Source organism: methane-oxidizing endosymbiont of Gigantopelta aegis (assembly GCF_016097405.1).
Classification (GTDB): Bacteria; Pseudomonadota; Gammaproteobacteria; order Methylococcales; family Methylomonadaceae; genus Methylomarinum.
Map to the genome: position 1 here is coordinate 498,136 of NZ_JAEHGD010000001.1, position 16,083 is coordinate 514,218.

A 16,083-nucleotide genomic window follows, 5' to 3' on the forward strand; every position below is an offset into this window, starting at 1 on the left:
GTCAAAGCTAGAACAACCGTTTTTTCTTTTAAGGCGCTAGAGTCACTCATCTGTTAACCTGTATTATTATTGCCTGTCTAAGTCTTCGATAGACATGTCTGTTCTGATCTCGGCATTAGTTTTTTGTTAGCCGGGCCTTTAATTTTCTACACATCCGTTCGGTATTCTGCTGCCCCATTAAAGGCGCATCTAGGCGGCTGTAGAGAGTAACGATATTTAAACATCAGCCCTTACGGCAAAGCATGACATTACCGTAATCATTCAATGACAATGATTGTAGCAGTAAATCTTACTTATACAATAAATCATCCATTCATATCCTCATTACCCTCTTGTTTTTCACAAAAAAATAGCTATTGTTTAAGATATCCGATTTTGTTTACAACAAGATACCTCGGCCTCCTTATGCCATTCGAACGACAACTGTCAAATAACGTACAGCAGCAATAAGCCATTATTTTTAAACTTTGTTATACATTTGAAAATGATTGAAATAACTCAAATAATAAACAACTAAACAATTTTATGTTGACTACTGCTCATACCGATCTAACACCTGCTGATTTATTAAGAGGCGACACACAACTGGCAACGCCTCCGACTATATATCTTGCACTCAAAAAAACCATTAATGACCCAAATAAATCTATCCAGGACACTGCAAAAATTATTGAAAAAGACCCCGCCTTAACTGCTCGTCTTCTGCGTATCGTCAACAGCGCATTTTATGGTTTCCCAGCTCAAATTACATCCATTGATCGCGCTATCAATATGATCGGCTACAAAGAACTTCAATCTTTGGTACTGGGAACGATTATAATCGAACGATTCTCCGACCTCCCAGGTACTCTCTCTATGGTGGATTTTTGGAGTCGAAGCCTAAAATGCGCTCTAATAACCGCTGAAATTGATAAACAAAGCGGCGGAGAATATCATGAATCAGCTTTTGTTTGCGGATTACTACATGATATTGGTTTATTAGTTTTTTTCCGCAGAATCCCAGAACTGGCCAGAGAAGTCAATTTACTCTTGCGCTCTGAAAAAGAACAAAATATGTTTACAGAAGCTGAGTTGGAAACACAAATCATTGGTTTTGACCATTATCTGATGGGGGCAGAGCTTTGTCGAGCCTGGAACCTGCCTGACATAATTATTCAAACCATCCAGCAACATCACCCAGACGCTATCACACATAAATTTTCTCAATTGGCCCTTATCACCCGTGAAATCAATTTTTTTGTTTCATCGGGAATACTCCCTGACCCTAGAAAATTAAATATCACGGGTGAAACGCTGTCCGATATTGTCGATAAAGCCCAACTTGAATTTGAAGAAATTTTTTATCCTGGTAAATAATCATTCCTTCATAACTATCCCATACAACCTATGACCTCAAAAAAACTTGTTTTTGTGCTTTCGCTGCTAATTGCAGGCTGCTCATCAATTTACTTAAACACCCTGGAAAAAATAGGCATTCCCAAGCGACAAGTCATGATCCATCGCGTCGAAAAAATGCGGGATACTCAGGAAGAAGCGAAACAGCAATTTAAATCTGCACTGGCACAATTTCAGACCTTAACCCATTATTCCGGTGGCGACCTTGAAGACACCTATCAGCGCTTGAACGATGCCTATCAAAAAAGCCTGGATAAAGCCAATGAAATCCATAAGCGTATCGAAGACATTGAAGATGTTTCTGACGCGTTGTTCGCTGAATGGGAAGACGAAATAGATCAATACAGCAATGCCTCTTTAAAGCGCCGCAGCCAACAAAAACTGACGGCTACCAAACGTCAATACCTGCAACTAATCACCGCGATGAAAAAGGCAGAAGCAAAAATGCAGCCGGTTTTAGCCGTATTTAAAGACCAGGTTTTATATTTAAAACATAACTTGAATGCACAAGCGATTGCCTCACTTAAAGAAGATTTAGCCGATATCGAATCTGATGTCTCCAAACTAATTCTTGCCATGGAAAAATCGATTGCCGAAGCCAACCAATTCATTCAGGCTATGGAAAAAAACTAACCAGCTTTTACCACGCATAACAAGACTGCTGTAATGTGTGGTAAAACTTTCAAACTAAACAACGACTGGCCCAGTATAATAGTCTCATTTCTTCATTTCGCTGCCGCTTGTGAGTCATACAAACCACCCCTACAACTGGAACACCATCGCACGCATTGCGTTCAAACATAAAAAAGAACTGATCATCGCCAATTTCATTGCACTATTAGCGACCCTTTCCAGTGTTCCTGTCCCTTTATTAATGCCACTCCTGGTCGATGAAGTTTTACTCAACAAGCCCGGTACGATTGTTCATTTCATCAACCAATTTACCCCACCACAATGGCAGCAACCCGTTGTATACCTTACGACCATTTTATTGGCCAGTGTGTTGCTGCGCCTTATGGCGCTGATATTCAATATTATTCAAACCCGGCAATTCAGCTTGATTGCAAAAGACGTCATCTTTCACATCCGCAAACGACTCATCAATCATTTGCGTTTTATCTCTATGTCGGAATACGAAAGCCTTGGCAGCGGCAATATTGTCACCCATTTAGTCACCGACCTGGATACGCTGGATAATTTTATCGGCACCACCATCAGTAAATTACTGATTGCCTGCCTAACCGTATTCGGTACGGCGATTATTTTATTATGGATGCACTGGCAGCTTGGACTGTTTATTATTTTCCTGAACCCGGTTGTCATTTTTTTTGCTCGTTCGATTGGCAGTAAGGTCAAAGACCTGAAAGCCCAGGAAAACAAAGCCTACGGCATTTTTCAGCAAGCACTGACCGAAACACTGGAAGCAATTCATCAGATCCGCGCTTGTAACCGGGAAAAATATTATTGCAACAAACTGATTGACTCGGCAAAAGCCGTTAAAGATCATTCCATCGCATTTGCCTGGAAAAGTGATGCGGCCGTTCGATTCAGTTTTTTAATTTTTTTGTTTGGCTTTGATATTTTTCGCGCCACCGCCATGCTGATGGTGCTGTACTCCGATTTAAGCATTGGCGAAATGTTAGCCGTTTTTGGTTATTTATGGTTTATGATGGCGCCGGTTCAGGAAATATTAGGCATACAACAAGCCTTTTTTGCTGCCAAAGCTGCCATCAACCGCATCAACAAACTCACGACACTCAAACAAGAACCCCACTATCCCCATCTTAAAAACCCGTTTAAAAATCAGCCCACCGTTTCGGTCAGAATCGAGAACCTGCATTTTCGCTATCAGGACGAACCCATTTTGAATGGCATCAACCTGAACATCGCTAAAGGTAAAAAAGTCGCCTTAGTTGGCGCCAGTGGTGGCGGCAAATCAACCCTGGCCCAGATTCTGATTGGCCTGTACCCGACAGAAAAAGGCATGATTTATTTTGATGATATTCCTGTCACAGAAATCGGCCTTGAAGTGGTGCGCGAAAACGTCGCCACAGTTTTACAACAGCCTGCACTGTTTAATGATACTATCCGTATGAACCTGACCTTAGGGCGTGAAATTAACGACGCAGAACTGTGGCGGGCATTGACAATCGCCCAGCTTAAAGACACCATCGACGCTTTGCCAAACAAACTCGATACCGTCATCGGGCTCCACGGCATGCGTTTGTCTGGCGGCCAACGTCAAAGACTGGCCATTGCCAGAATGGTGGTCAGCCAACCCAAAGTCGTCATTCTCGATGAAGCGACCTCGGCATTAGATACGCAAACCGAATATAAGCTACATCAATCTCTGAATGCTTTTTTACAAGATAAAACCACCATCATTATCGCTCACCGCCTCAGCAGCATCAAACAAGCCGACCATGTCTATGTATTTGAACAAGGTAAAATCTGTGAGCAAGGTAAACATGACACGTTAATACAGCAAAATGGTCTTTACGCCAAATTATATAGCGAATATCAATAATCAATGACAGAAATTTACGACCTGCACTGCCACTCGACCGCCTCCGACGGTGCCTTATCGCCCAGCCAATTAGTTCAGCGTGCATCTGAACACGGTGTCACTACGCTGGCACTGACCGATCACGACACCCTAAAGGGGTTAAGCGAAGCGCAAATCATGGCGGACGCGTTAGGAATCCAGCTTATCCCAGGCATCGAATTATCTGCCAGCTGGGAAAAGAAATGCCTGCATATCGTGGGCTTAGGCATAGATCCTCAGCATCCGGCCTTAATTGACGGCATAAAGCAGCAACAACAAATTCGCATTGATCGTGCCACTAAAATCGCAGAAAAACTGGCTAAAAAAAGAATCGAAGGGGTTTTTGAAGCCGTCTGCGCGACGGCTGGAAGCGATATGGTCACGCGCTTACACTTTGCTCAATATCTATTACAGCAAGAATATGTCACCAGTCTACAAGACGCTTTTGACAAATACTTAGGTCAAGGTAAATCGGCTTATGTCTCAACCCGTTGGGCGACACTCGAACAAACCGTTAGCTGGATTACTGCCAGTGGCGGTATCGCCGTTCTGGCACACCCTCTCCGTTACAAACTGACCAGCAGTTGGTTGAAAAGAGCCTTAACCGCATTCAAGCAAGTCGGCGGACGGGGTATTGAGGTTGTCACAGGCCAAAGCTCGATCGATGATATTCAGCGCAGCCTGCAACTGGCCAAGCGATTTGATTTATTGGCCTCACAAGGTTCTGACTTCCATAACCCGGATAATCCGTGGGTGGAACTCGGTCGTCTTGCGCCCATGCCAGCGGGTATCAAATCCGTCTGGAAAGCCGACCCGCTTGCCGCGACGTTGAACTGAACACGTTGCTGCAAACTTGAATTAAAACTCTATCCCCTGCGCCGCTTTGATACCTTGTTTATAGGCATGTTTCAGCATTTTCATTTCGGTAACCGTATGCGCCACCTCAATCACTTCCGGCGCAGCATTACGGCCAGTCAATACCAGATGCAGCCAGGGTGGTTTTTCGTTGGAAATAAAATCGGCAATTTCCTGGCCTGAAATCCACTGATAACCACAGCAATAATTGATTTCATCCAGCAGGACAAAATCATAAGCCTCAGAGCGAATTTTTTGCTTAGCAAACTCCCAGATTTCACGGCTGGTTTTAATATCCTGCTCGGGGTTCTTAGTATCCCAGGTAAACCCATCCCCCAACGTGTGCCATTCGATATTATCAAAACGCTCAGCCGCTTTTTGTTCCCCGGTTTTCCACTTCCCCTTGATAAACTGAATGACACACACCTTCATGCCCCAGCCCGCCGCTCTAAATACCATACCAAAAGCACTCGACGATTTGCCCTTGCCTTCACCGGTGTTCACCACCACAATACCCTGTCTTCTGTCTCTTTCCTTCATGCTCCAAACCACTCTGCAACACGCTCAGGCTGACTGGCAAAATACCAATGCACATACGAGGCGCGTAAATTTTTGTATCGAATACCGTTATCGCCACGATCACAGTGAAACGCCGGCGTAAATATCTGCTCTGCTTCGCGTACCGAATGATGAAACTCATGCCCTCTTACCCCAGTTTCATCCTGTCGATACCCTAATGCAGCCAGTTTTTTCTGCATTCTCGAATCAAAAGGTAAAACCTGCGCCATTGGCCAAGCACAACCGGTTTGATCGATAATCATCCGCCCCAATAGCATCGCGCCACCACATTCGGCTAACACCGGCTTGTCGGCTTCAATAAATGCGCGCAAAGAAGCCAAGCTAGCCGACTGCGACAAGGCTTGCCCATACAACTCAGGGTATCCGCCTGGTAACCAGAGTGCATCACAATCTGCCGGTAAACGATCACCTGCCAGGGGCGAAAAATAAACCACCTGCGCACCCTGTTGTTTCAGCCAGTCAATATTGGCCGGATAAATAAAACAGCAGGCCGCATCTCGCGCAACGGCGATTTTTTTACTCGTCAGACGTGGCGTATCGGTATCTTGTTTTAACGCCACAAGGTCGAAAGGTTGAAAAGCTGCCATCAACAAAGCGTCATCAACCTGGAAACTGTCAGAAAACTCCGGCACCTCGACTTCATCGGGCCGCATCAACCCCAAATGGCGTTCCGGCAACCCCGGTGCCTCCTTCAACAGATATGCAATCAATGGCGGCATATTGTATTCTGCGAGCAGTGTCTTTAACAAACCGGCATGATGTGAACTGCCCACTCGATTTGCCAGCACGCCAGCAATACGGACACCAATTTTTTCAGCATAATGGCAAAAACCACTAACCTGCGGCACAATCGAACCGCTCATACCTTTAGCATCTACAACCAATAATACCGGACAACCCAACTGCCGCGCTAAATCTACACTAGACCCTTCTTTACCGACACCTTCACGCCCATCAAACAACCCCATGACGCCTTCAATCAAACCAAATTCAGCCCCCTGGCTCTGCCCTGCCAACACCTGCCGCGACAAGGCCACGCCAATCATCCGGGTATCCAAATTATAAGATGGCCTACCACTGACCACCTGATGCCACAAAGGATCCAAAAAATCCGGTCCAGCCTTAAATGCCGCAATCTCACGCTGTTGTATTTTAAAATATTGCAACAAGGCCAGCATCATTGTCGTTTTACCACAACCCGACTGTGTTCCGGCTAACAACGCTAGCTTCATGTGTTCCCCCGACATCAGGTAAACATGTTCAGCAGCTCAGTCTGCGCCTGGAATATCGGCTCATCACCCGGCTCCAAACGCCTGTAATTACCATCGGCCTGCAACACCCAAGCCTGCGAATTATCCTTCAGATACACATCCAAATCTTGCAATACCCGATCGTGCAATTTTTTGTCTTCAATCGGAAAACAGGTTTCCACCCGCCTAAACATATTCCGATCCATCAGGTCTGCGCTAGAGCAATACACTTGCCAGTTACCGCCATTGGCAAAAGCATAAACACGGGTATGCTCCAAAAAACGGCCAATAATCGAGCGCACTTCAATATTGTCTGAAACACCTTTTATCCCAGGCCTTAAGCAACAAACCCCGCGAACAATCAATTTAATCTCGACACCTGCCTGCGACGCCCGATATAACGCTTCAATACATTGCTTTTCAATAATAGCGTTGACCTTGATGATAATTTTTGCAGGTTTGCCTTTTTCTGCATTCACGATTTCGCGATCTATCATTTTCAACAAGCCTTTATGCAACGTAAACGGCGATTGCAATAACTTATTTAAGCGACTGACCTTTCCTAAGCTAGTCAATTGCGCAAAAATTCGCCGCACATCCTCACCAATGGTTTTATCCGACGTAAACAACCCATAATCGGTATAAAGCCGCGCTGTTTTAGGGTGATAATTACCGGTACCTAAATGCGTATAAAATTGCAATTTTTTACCTTCCTTACGTAACACCTGACACATCTTGGCATGTGTTTTATAGCCAACAACCCCATAGACCACATGCGCTGCGGCTTCCTGTAATTTTGCTGCCAAGCCGATATTTTCTTTTTCATCAAAACGTGCGCGTAATTCAATCACGACCGTCACTTCCTTACCACTACGCGCTGCCTTTATCAAAGCCGCTACGATAGGTGAATCCATACCGGTTCGATATAGCGTTTGCTTGATCGCAATCACATCAGGGTCTGCCGCCGCCTGACGAATAAATTCAATAACCGGCATGAAGGATTCGAATGGATGATGCAATAAATAATCCTGTTGTTTAATGGCCGACATAATATCTTTTTTACGGCCCAAGGCACCCGGCACATACGGTTTGAACGGACTGAATTTTAAATCCGGCCGATCCACCTTGTTATAAATCGCTTGAATCCGGCTTAGATTAACCGGCCCATTTACCTTAAAAACCTGTCCATCCTGCAAACCAAAGCGTGCCTTGAGAAAATTAACCGTTTCTTCCGGGCAATTGGCATCGATTTCCAGACGGACTTCGTCGCCATAATTGCGCATCGCCAGTTCGCCTTCAACCGCATGCAGTAAATCATCAATCGCATCATCATCGACAAAAAAATCGCTGTTGCGAGTTACTCGAAATTGATAACAGCCTTTTACCGTCATACCATTGAATAATTCACCGACAAAGGCATGAATAATTGACGATAAAAACACAAAATCACTCGGCCCACCATCGGTTTCTTCAGGCGGTAAACGCACAATCCGCGGCAAGGCACGGGGAGCCTGCAACACTGCACGGCCACTGTTGCGGCCAAAAGCATCTTTACCGGTCAGCGTAATAATAAAATTTAAACTTTTGTTTAAAATACGAGGAAAAGGGTGCGCCGAGTCCAAACCGACAGGAGTTAAAATTGGCAGCAATTCCTCGTTGAAATACTGCTCTAACCAGGCTCGTTGTTTATCGGTCCACTCATTCCGACGAATAAAGCAAATGTGTTCCTGTTTCAACTGCGGAATCAGAATTTCATTGAGAACCCGGTATTGCTCATCAACCAAGCGATGGGTGCGCTCGGAAATTTTTACCAACTGCTCATAAGGGGTCAGGCCATCTAAACCGGTTGCTCCCGGCTCCATCTCGGCCATTTGAATCACACTGGCAACCCGAACCTCATAGAATTCATCCAGATTGGAACAGGAAATACATAAATAATTCAGTCGTTCTAATAAAGGCAGGCTCTCATCTTTTGCTTGAGCCAAGACCCGGTCATTAAACTCCAGCAAACTTAATTCGCGGTTGATATACAACTCAGGCGCCGACAAGTCGATTTCTGTTGTGTTTGATTGATTATTGATTTCCTGATTCATCATTATGTCCCGTATTTAACCTAGTCTTGCCATGTTTATGGTACGCATCCCCTGTAAACCGCCCGTATGAATCGCAACAATTCTATCCCCACGCTGAAATGCACCTTGCCGAATCTGATCATATAAGGCATATAACATTTTAGCGTTATACACCTGATCGAGAAGAATCTGCTGCCTGACCTCAAATTGCTGCATAAAGACTAACAATTCCGGCATGGTACGGGCAAAGCCTCCAGCATGATAATCCAACAGAATTCGCCAGTTCTTTTTTTCCTCAGGCGCAATCAAGCGCTTCACATCATCATATAAAAAAGCTGCACCTTTCAATGCAGCAATGCCCACAATCTGTTTATCCTGATCGCTGGCAGCAATCAAACCGGCTAGTGTGGTTCCCGTCCCCACGGCGACAGCTAAACTGTCGTATTGTACCGATATTTCCGTGACAATTTCATGAACTCCTTGCAATGCCAGGGTACTCGCACCACCTTCCGGTAACCAATATTCCCCCGGTTTTAAACCCGGCAGACTGTCAAATTTCCGATATTGCCGCAAATCCCGGTAATGATGACGCGATACAAATTGTACCTCCATACCCCAAGCCAGTATATCGCGCAGCGTCGGACTCAAAACGACAGGCTTTTCACCACGTACAAAGGCTTTCGTCGTCAGACCCAGCTGTTTTCCCGCATAAGCCAGAGCATGTAAATGATTTGACCACGGCCCGCCCATACTGATAATGGTGTGCATCTGACCGTGCAGCGCATGATTTAAAATGTATTTTAATTTTCGCCATTTATTGCCAGAAATAATAGGATGAATCAAATCATCCCGTTTCAGCCACAGCTCAACACCTGTCTGCTGTAACAGCGTGTCTTCAATCTTTTGTAATGGCGAGGTAGCAAAACTTTGCTCCAGCGTAGATAAGGCAGGGTGTAGCATTTAGGCGGCCTGCTTGATGGCGAAGGCAACGTCGGCAGCCTGACGATTTTCCTTCACATCATGAACCCTAAAAATCTTGACCCCCGCCATCACGCCTAAAGCTGTTGTCACTGCCGTTGCTGTCACCAGCTCTTTTGGATTGTCCACCTGACAAATACTGCCCATAAAACGCTTGCGACTGGTACCCAACATGACAGGCATCCCCAGTGCGACAAATTGATCCAGGTTCGCCAACAATTCAAGATTATCCTGTTTGCGTTTCCCAAAACCAATGCCCGGATCAATTATAATATTAGATTTTGGGATGCCCGCTTCCATCGCCACCTCGACCCGCAGCTTGATTTCTTCCAAAATATCAATCACTGCATCATCATAAAATGGATTATCCTGCATGGTTTTAGGCGTCCCCTGCCGGTGCATCAATATAATCGGTGTATCGGTTCGCGCCGCCAATGCCAGAATTTCGTCATCATCCAGCCCTGCCGAAACATCGTTGATCCAGTTAGCACCTGCCTCTAAAGCCGCTTTTGCGACCGTACTCAAGGTCGTATCAATACTGATCGGCACACTTTCTGAAACGTGCTGCCGAATCGCGGTAATAATGGGAACGACACGTTCTATCTGTTGTTCTGCCGTGACAGAATCCGCCCCCGGCCGTGTCGATTCACCGCCAATGTCGATAATATCCGCCCCCTGCCCCAACATTTCGCGGCAACGCAAAACCGCCGCATCTACCACATTATATTCCCCACCATCGGAAAAACTATCGGGTGTGACATTTAAAATTCCCATAATCATAGGTTTATCAATCGCTGCAAGCATCGTAACCTCCTTTTGTCTGATCTTTCTTAAGGTATAATGCAGATTTTCCACACCACAAGATACCGTGAACAAATCTCCCCGTTTGGCTTGGGCCATTACCGGTTCAGGCCATTATATAGAAGAATGCCTTGAATTCCTGCTGACATTGGATCAGGTCGATTTATATATGAGTCAGGCCGGTGAAGAGGTATTAAAAATGTATGGCATCGATATAAAAGAACTGAAAAATCACCTGCCGATTTATCGCGACAAAGCCGCCTCTGCGCCACCGGTCGGATTATTCTATAAAGGTTATTATCACACCTTTGTCATGGCGCCAACTACATCGAATACCATCGCTAAATGTGTGCTGGGTATTGCCGATTCACTGGTCACCAATCTATATTCCCAAGCTGGAAAATGCCGCGTACCCAGCATTGTTTATCCTTGTGACATTGCGCCCGAAATGGAAACGACAGCTCCCGGCAAAAAGAAAGTTATGGTCTATCCTAGAAAAATTGACCTTGAAGGCACCGAAAAAATTCGTCAATTTGAATATACCGAGGTGGTAGAAAGTGTGGATGAATTGATTGAAACCGTCAACCGCCGCCTAGCTGATTTAACATGAGCGAACATATTCTGTTTCTGACCGGAAAACTGGCCGAAAAACAATGTCAGCGCGTGCTCAGCAACATGCAGCCGGATTTCACCTACACGGTACATCAAATTGGTGTCAAAGTCGCCGCTTTGATAACCACCGACATGATTGCTCGGCGTTTGCACGACACCTTTGGCGCCGATCGCATCATCATTCCCGGCCGTTGCCGTGGTGACCTTGACGCCCTATCAGAAAAACTCGGCGTACCAGTCGAACGCGGGCCAGAAGAAGTCAAAGATCTGCCGCAATATTTTGGTCATGCCGCACAACATATCGACCTAAGCGAATATTCTGTCAATATTTTTGCCGAAATTACCGACGCACCGCACATGACGTTGGAACAAGTACTGGAGCGCGCCATTTATTATCGACAAAACGGAGCGGATGTGATCGACATCGGCTGTTTGCCCGGTACTGACTTTCCACACCTAGAAGACTGTATTCAAACCCTGAAGCAAGAAGGCTTTACAGTCAGCATTGATTCACTGGAAACTGATGATCTGTTACGTGGCGGCAAGGCCGGTGCCGATTTTATGCTGAGTCTGACCCAGGATACGCTGTGGATTAGCCATGAAGTGGCCGCCACACCCATTTTAATCCCACAACAACATGGCAACCTGCAAACGCTCGACAGCGCCATCGAACAACTGCAAAAACAGAACCGTGCCTTTATCGTCGACCCGATTCTCGACCCGATTCATTTTGGCTTTACCGAATCAGTCGCACGAAATTTTCAGTTCCGGCAGCGCTATCCCGACATTGAAATGATGCTCGGTATCGGTAATCTGACCGAACTGACGCATGCTGATACAACCGGCATGAATGCTTTGTTGTTCGGAATGTGTTCCGAACTCAATATTCATAATGTACTGGCCACCGAAGTCAGCCAGCACGCGCGGACGGCAATACGCGAGGCAGATCGTGCCCGCCGCATCATGCATGCGGCCAAACAACATAACAGCCTGCCCAAGCATATTGACCCCGGCCTGATGACGGTGCATGAAACTTCGCCGTTCCCCTACAGCTTGGATGAAATAAAAGCCCTGGCTGAAGAAATTCGTGACCCTAGCTATCGCATACAAGTCAGTGAAGAAGGTATCCACATTTTCAATCGCGATGGACTCAATAGTGCCACCGATCCATTTGAACTGTATCCCACACTGGGTGTGGAAAATGATGGCGGTCATGCCTTTTACCTCGGTGTGGAACTGGCCCGGGCAGAGATTGCCTGGCAATTAGGTAAACGCTTTACTCAAGATCAAAAACTGGACTGGGGCTGCATTACCGACCATAATGAGGGCAGCATTGATTTACACCAATTCAAACCGGCCGGAACGACGTTAAAAAAATGATTCAAGAAGTTATTGTCACCACGTTAAACCGTCAGGGCGTCCCGCATATTGCGCCGATGGGCATTCATGCACATGAAGACAAGTTTGTCATCCGCCCCTTCAAGCCCTGTACCACTCTGGACAACATCGCTGAAACCCATACCGCAATAATCAATTATTGCGATGATGTGCGTATTTTTGCCGGCTGTTTAACCGGTCGTCGCAACTGGCCACTCAAAGAAGCCGAAAAAACTACAGGCCACTACCTGGAATGCGCACTGGCTCATTGTGAACTGGAGATCGAGAAAATTGAAGATGATGACATCCGGCCGATGATTTTCTGTAAATCTATTTACGAAGTCACCCATAAACCGTTCAAAGGCTTTAATCGTGCCCAGTTTGCCGTCATTGAAGCGGCCATATTAGTCAGCCGTCTACATATGTTACCGTGGAAAAAAATCGAGGAAGAACTCGCTTATCTTCGCATTGGTATGGAAAAAACCGCCGGTGAACGTGAAAAAGAAGCCTGGCAATGGCTAATGGAAGTGGTCGAAGATTTTAAACAAGGAGTCATTCAAGCATGAGTGGAATGCTAGCCAGCATCAACAGCCTGGACGAGGCATTACAAATTCAACACTTAGGCATCGATATTATTGACCTGAAGCAGCCGGCAAAAGGTGCCTTAGGTGCCTTAGCCTTAACAGAAGTGCAAACTATCGTCGATCATTTAGGGCACATCAACACCCTTAGTGCCACCATTGGTGATTTACCCATGGAGCCTGGCCTGATTCAAAACGCTGTATTGAACATGGCTGCCACTGGAGTCGATTATATTAAAATCGGTTTTTTCAGCACAGGCGATACCTTGGCAACGCTTCAACGCCTTAAAACCGACATTGAACAGAACAGTTTGCGCCTTATCGCTGTATTATTTGCCGACCAACAGCCTGATTTCAGGCTGATTCCACAGCTGGCCAAAACCGGTTTCAGTGGCGTCATGCTCGATACCGCCGACAAACAAAACGGCTCGCTGCTTGATGTATTACCTTTAAAGCGTATTGAACAGTTTGTGCAACACGCTAAACAACATCAACTCCTCACGGGGCTGGCCGGCTCCTTGCGACAAACGCATATTCATCAATTACTGCCCTTCCAAGCCGATTATCTCGGCTTTCGCGGTGCATTGTGCCACAGCCACCTGCGAACGCAGGCATTGGACATCAGCCGCGTACAACACATTCAACATTATTTTAATGCTGAAAAAATCGCCTTAACTGAACCCGCCTGATTTCCTAAAGCGCCCATGCCTCAACATAAAACACCGATTACCACCAAAATTTTAATCGCCATGCTGCTCGGGTTATTACTGGGCAGTTTGATCAATCAGTTTGCTCAAAATATTGACTGGATTCAACACGGGCTGGTTAACGGCTTGTTTTATGTGGTAAGTGCAGCTTTTGTCAATGCACTGAAAATGTTGGTTGTTCCTTTGGTCACATTCTCCTTGATTTGTGGCGTTTGTGGTATCGGTGACGTCAGTACATTAGGACGGGTTGGCATTAAGGCCTTTGCACTTTATCTGTTAACCACAGGACTGGCCATCACCCTCGCATTAACGGTTGCACTATTGATTTCACCCGGCCAAGGCTTTGAAACGACCGCCAGCTTGGGAAATTTTACGGCAAAACCAGCCCCACCCTTAACTGAAGTGTTAATCAATATCGTCCCCGGCAACCCCATCCAGGCCTTTGCCGAAGGCAATATGCTGCAAATTATTTTCTTTGTGATTTTATTTGCCATCGCACTGTTAATGACTGGAGAAAAAGGTCAACCTTTAGTCGATTTAGCCGACAGATTGAATGAAGTCATGATGAATGTGGTAACTCTGGTAATGGACTTCGCACCAGTTGGGGTATTTTTTCTGATGGCAAAAACCTTTTCCGAACAAGGTTTCGGGCTGATCATTCCCATGATAGGCTACTTCTCTGTTGTCGTTCTGTGCCTAATACTGCACTGTCTTGGTACCTTCAGTCTGTTATTACATTTTCTGGCCAAGCTGGCGCCAGCAACATTTTTCAAAAAAATGCGCTCTGCCCAAATATTTGCCTTCAGCACCGCCAGTTCCAATGCAACCATTCCGATCACCTTGCAGGCCGTAGAAAAACGTATTGGCGTTAATAATGCAACAGCCGCATTTACCGTGCCGCTAGGTGCCACCATTAATATGGACGGCACCGCCATCATGCAAGGCGTCGCCACCGTTTTTATCGCCAATGTCTACGGCATCAATCTTGAATTTAGTGATTATCTAACTGTCATCGGCATGTCCATTCTAGCCTCCATCGGCACCGCCGGCGTTCCGGGCGTTGGCTTAATCATGCTAGCCATGGTATTTAATCAAGTCGGCTTGCCAGTTGAAGGTATCGGCCTGATTTTAGGGGTAGACCGAGTGCTCGATATGCTGCGCACCGTCGTCAACATTACCGGCGACGCTACCGTCACCAGTATTGTCGGCCGCAGTGAAAACGAGTTGGACGACAGCATATTCAACGACCCCAATGCCGGCATCATTACCGATGTCGAGCTGCCGCATAAGTCTTGACCTGGGGCCACAATTTATAGCTTTATGAATGAGTAGTAGCCCGCCCGGTGACATCAACCTACTGAAACAGACCTTGCATGGCTAGTCAGTGGACTGTGTGCCAAGTTTTCCAAAAAAGCTGTTGCCGAGAGCGATAACGAAACCCATCCTAAAGCCACTATTGGCTTAATAATCCAGTCGATTAACCTGAAAAATCCCCTAAGCTACAATAAATCTGCGGGACTCTCGACAGGTGCCAAGCCTGGTCGATTCATCACATGGGTATAAATCATCGTCGTCGAAACATCGGCATGGCCTAACAGCTCTTGTACAGTTCGAATATCCGAACCGGCCTCCAAAAGATGTGTGGCAAACGAATGGCGTAAGGCATGGCTGTTGACCTGCTTGGCAATCACCGATTGCCTGGCTGCCTGTTTAATCGCTTTCTGCAACGATGTTTCATGTAAATGATGACGCCGAACACCCCCCGTTCGCGGATCAACCGACAGTCTGGAAGCCGGAAAGACATACTGCCAGCCCCATTCCCGAGCTGCATTGGGATACTTGACTGCCAACGCATTCGGTAAATAAACCTCACCATGCCCTTGTGCCACATCGTTAGCATGTAATGATTGAACTGTTTTCAAATGCGATTTCAATTCAGCTTCATAACGCTTGGGCAATGGCACAATCCGGTCTTTACTACCCTTACCATCGCGTACCGTAATCGTGCCATAATCAAAGTCAATATCCTTTACCCGCAATCTGACACACTCCATCAGCCGCATACCCGTGCCATACATCAACCCCGCCATCAATGCATAAACACCCGTCATCTGCGACAACAATTGTCGGACTTCATTTTTAGTCAATACAACCGGCAAGCGCTTGGGGCGTTTAGCCCGGGCAAAGCCCATATCTCCTAGTGGCCGCCCAAGTACTTCACTAAAGAAAAACACCAACGACGTCAGCGCCAGACTTTGCGTACTGGCACTGACATTGCGACCAACAGCCAGATCAGACAAAAATTGCTCTACCTCATGCTTACCAAGATCA

General features: G+C 46.2%; 15 protein-coding genes. 9 read left to right on the top strand and 6 right to left on the bottom strand.

The genetic code is table 11. The annotated features are described in order from the left end of the window. Positions 1 to 525 precede the first annotated feature (525 nt). The 4 genes from JEU20_RS02455 (at position 526) to JEU20_RS02470 (ending at position 4,777) form a co-directional block, all read left to right on the top strand. Positions 526 to 1,356: an HDOD domain-containing protein gene (locus JEU20_RS02455; protein WP_198243528.1), complete on the top strand. Its 831-nt coding sequence runs from the start codon at positions 526 to 528 to the stop codon at positions 1,354 to 1,356. A 30-nt stretch (positions 1,357 to 1,386) separates the two neighbouring features. Then, positions 1,387 to 2,028 carry a DUF2959 domain-containing protein gene (locus JEU20_RS02460; RefSeq protein ID WP_198243529.1) on the top strand — a complete coding sequence of 214 codons (642 nt, stop codon included), beginning with the start codon at positions 1,387 to 1,389 and terminating at the stop codon, positions 2,026 to 2,028. A gap of 109 nt (positions 2,029 to 2,137) precedes the next feature. Next, the gene (locus JEU20_RS02465) at positions 2,138 to 3,922 is read left to right on the top strand and encodes an ABC transporter ATP-binding protein (RefSeq protein ID WP_281066772.1); all 1,785 of its coding nucleotides are present in this window, start codon (positions 2,138 to 2,140) and stop codon (positions 3,920 to 3,922) included. Positions 3,923 to 3,925: 3 nt separating this feature from the next. Then, positions 3,926 to 4,777, top strand: coding sequence for a PHP domain-containing protein (locus JEU20_RS02470; protein ID WP_198243530.1), 852 nt, complete (start codon positions 3,926 to 3,928; stop codon positions 4,775 to 4,777). A gap of 21 nt (positions 4,778 to 4,798) precedes the next feature. Here the strand turns inward: JEU20_RS02470 and cobO are convergent, their stop codons facing one another. Genes cobO through folP form a run of 5 tightly spaced genes read right to left on the bottom strand, consistent with a single transcriptional unit; the run spans position 4,799 to position 10,478 of the window. Then, positions 4,799 to 5,335, bottom strand: a complete 537-nt coding sequence (gene cobO, locus JEU20_RS02475; protein ID WP_198243531.1) for a cob(I)yrinic acid a,c-diamide adenosyltransferase — start codon at positions 5,333 to 5,335, stop codon at positions 4,799 to 4,801. Beyond that, entirely contained in the window at positions 5,332 to 6,606 is a 1,275-nt protein-coding gene (locus JEU20_RS02480; RefSeq protein WP_198245807.1) for a cobyrinic acid a,c-diamide synthase CobB, read from the bottom strand. Before JEU20_RS02480 ends, cobO begins: the two co-directional genes overlap by 4 nt. A gap of 14 nt (positions 6,607 to 6,620) precedes the next feature. After that, entirely contained in the window at positions 6,621 to 8,717 is a 2,097-nt protein-coding gene (ppk1, locus tag JEU20_RS02485; RefSeq protein WP_198245808.1) for a polyphosphate kinase 1, read from the bottom strand. Between the two features lie 15 nt (positions 8,718 to 8,732). Further along, positions 8,733 to 9,656 carry a 1-aminocyclopropane-1-carboxylate deaminase/D-cysteine desulfhydrase gene (locus JEU20_RS02490; RefSeq protein ID WP_198243532.1) on the bottom strand — a complete coding sequence of 308 codons (924 nt, stop codon included), beginning with the start codon at positions 9,654 to 9,656 and terminating at the stop codon, positions 8,733 to 8,735. Beyond that, positions 9,657 to 10,478 carry a dihydropteroate synthase gene (gene folP / locus JEU20_RS02495; RefSeq protein WP_198243533.1) on the bottom strand — a complete coding sequence of 274 codons (822 nt, stop codon included), beginning with the start codon at positions 10,476 to 10,478 and terminating at the stop codon, positions 9,657 to 9,659. It abuts the gene before it with no gap. 64 nt (positions 10,479 to 10,542) lie between these two features. Between folP and JEU20_RS02500 the strand changes: the two genes are divergently transcribed. From JEU20_RS02500 to JEU20_RS02520, 5 genes are read left to right on the top strand one after another with little or no spacing between them, the layout of a single operon-like run. Then, complete coding sequence (locus tag JEU20_RS02500; RefSeq protein WP_198243534.1) at positions 10,543 to 11,085, top strand: flavoprotein; 543 nt, start codon at positions 10,543 to 10,545, stop codon at positions 11,083 to 11,085. Beyond that, positions 11,082 to 12,467, top strand: coding sequence for a DUF6513 domain-containing protein (locus tag JEU20_RS02505; RefSeq protein ID WP_198243535.1), 1,386 nt, complete (start codon positions 11,082 to 11,084; stop codon positions 12,465 to 12,467). The genes JEU20_RS02500 and JEU20_RS02505 overlap by 4 nt, the downstream gene beginning before the upstream one ends. Next, on the top strand, positions 12,464 to 13,030 hold the full coding sequence (locus JEU20_RS02510; RefSeq protein WP_198243536.1) for a DUF447 domain-containing protein: 567 nt from the start codon (positions 12,464 to 12,466) through the stop codon (positions 13,028 to 13,030). Before JEU20_RS02505 ends, JEU20_RS02510 begins: the two co-directional genes overlap by 4 nt. After that, entirely contained in the window at positions 13,027 to 13,734 is a 708-nt protein-coding gene (locus tag JEU20_RS02515) for a (5-formylfuran-3-yl)methyl phosphate synthase (protein ID WP_198243537.1), read from the top strand. Before JEU20_RS02510 ends, JEU20_RS02515 begins: the two co-directional genes overlap by 4 nt. Before the next feature lie 15 nt (positions 13,735 to 13,749). Continuing rightward, entirely contained in the window at positions 13,750 to 15,048 is a 1,299-nt protein-coding gene (locus JEU20_RS02520) for a dicarboxylate/amino acid:cation symporter (RefSeq protein ID WP_198243538.1), read from the top strand. A gap of 203 nt (positions 15,049 to 15,251) precedes the next feature. Here JEU20_RS02520 and JEU20_RS02525 read toward each other — a convergent pair. Next, positions 15,252 to 16,083: integron integrase (locus JEU20_RS02525; RefSeq protein ID WP_198243539.1), on the bottom strand; the 832-nt coding region annotated here is incomplete at its 5' end.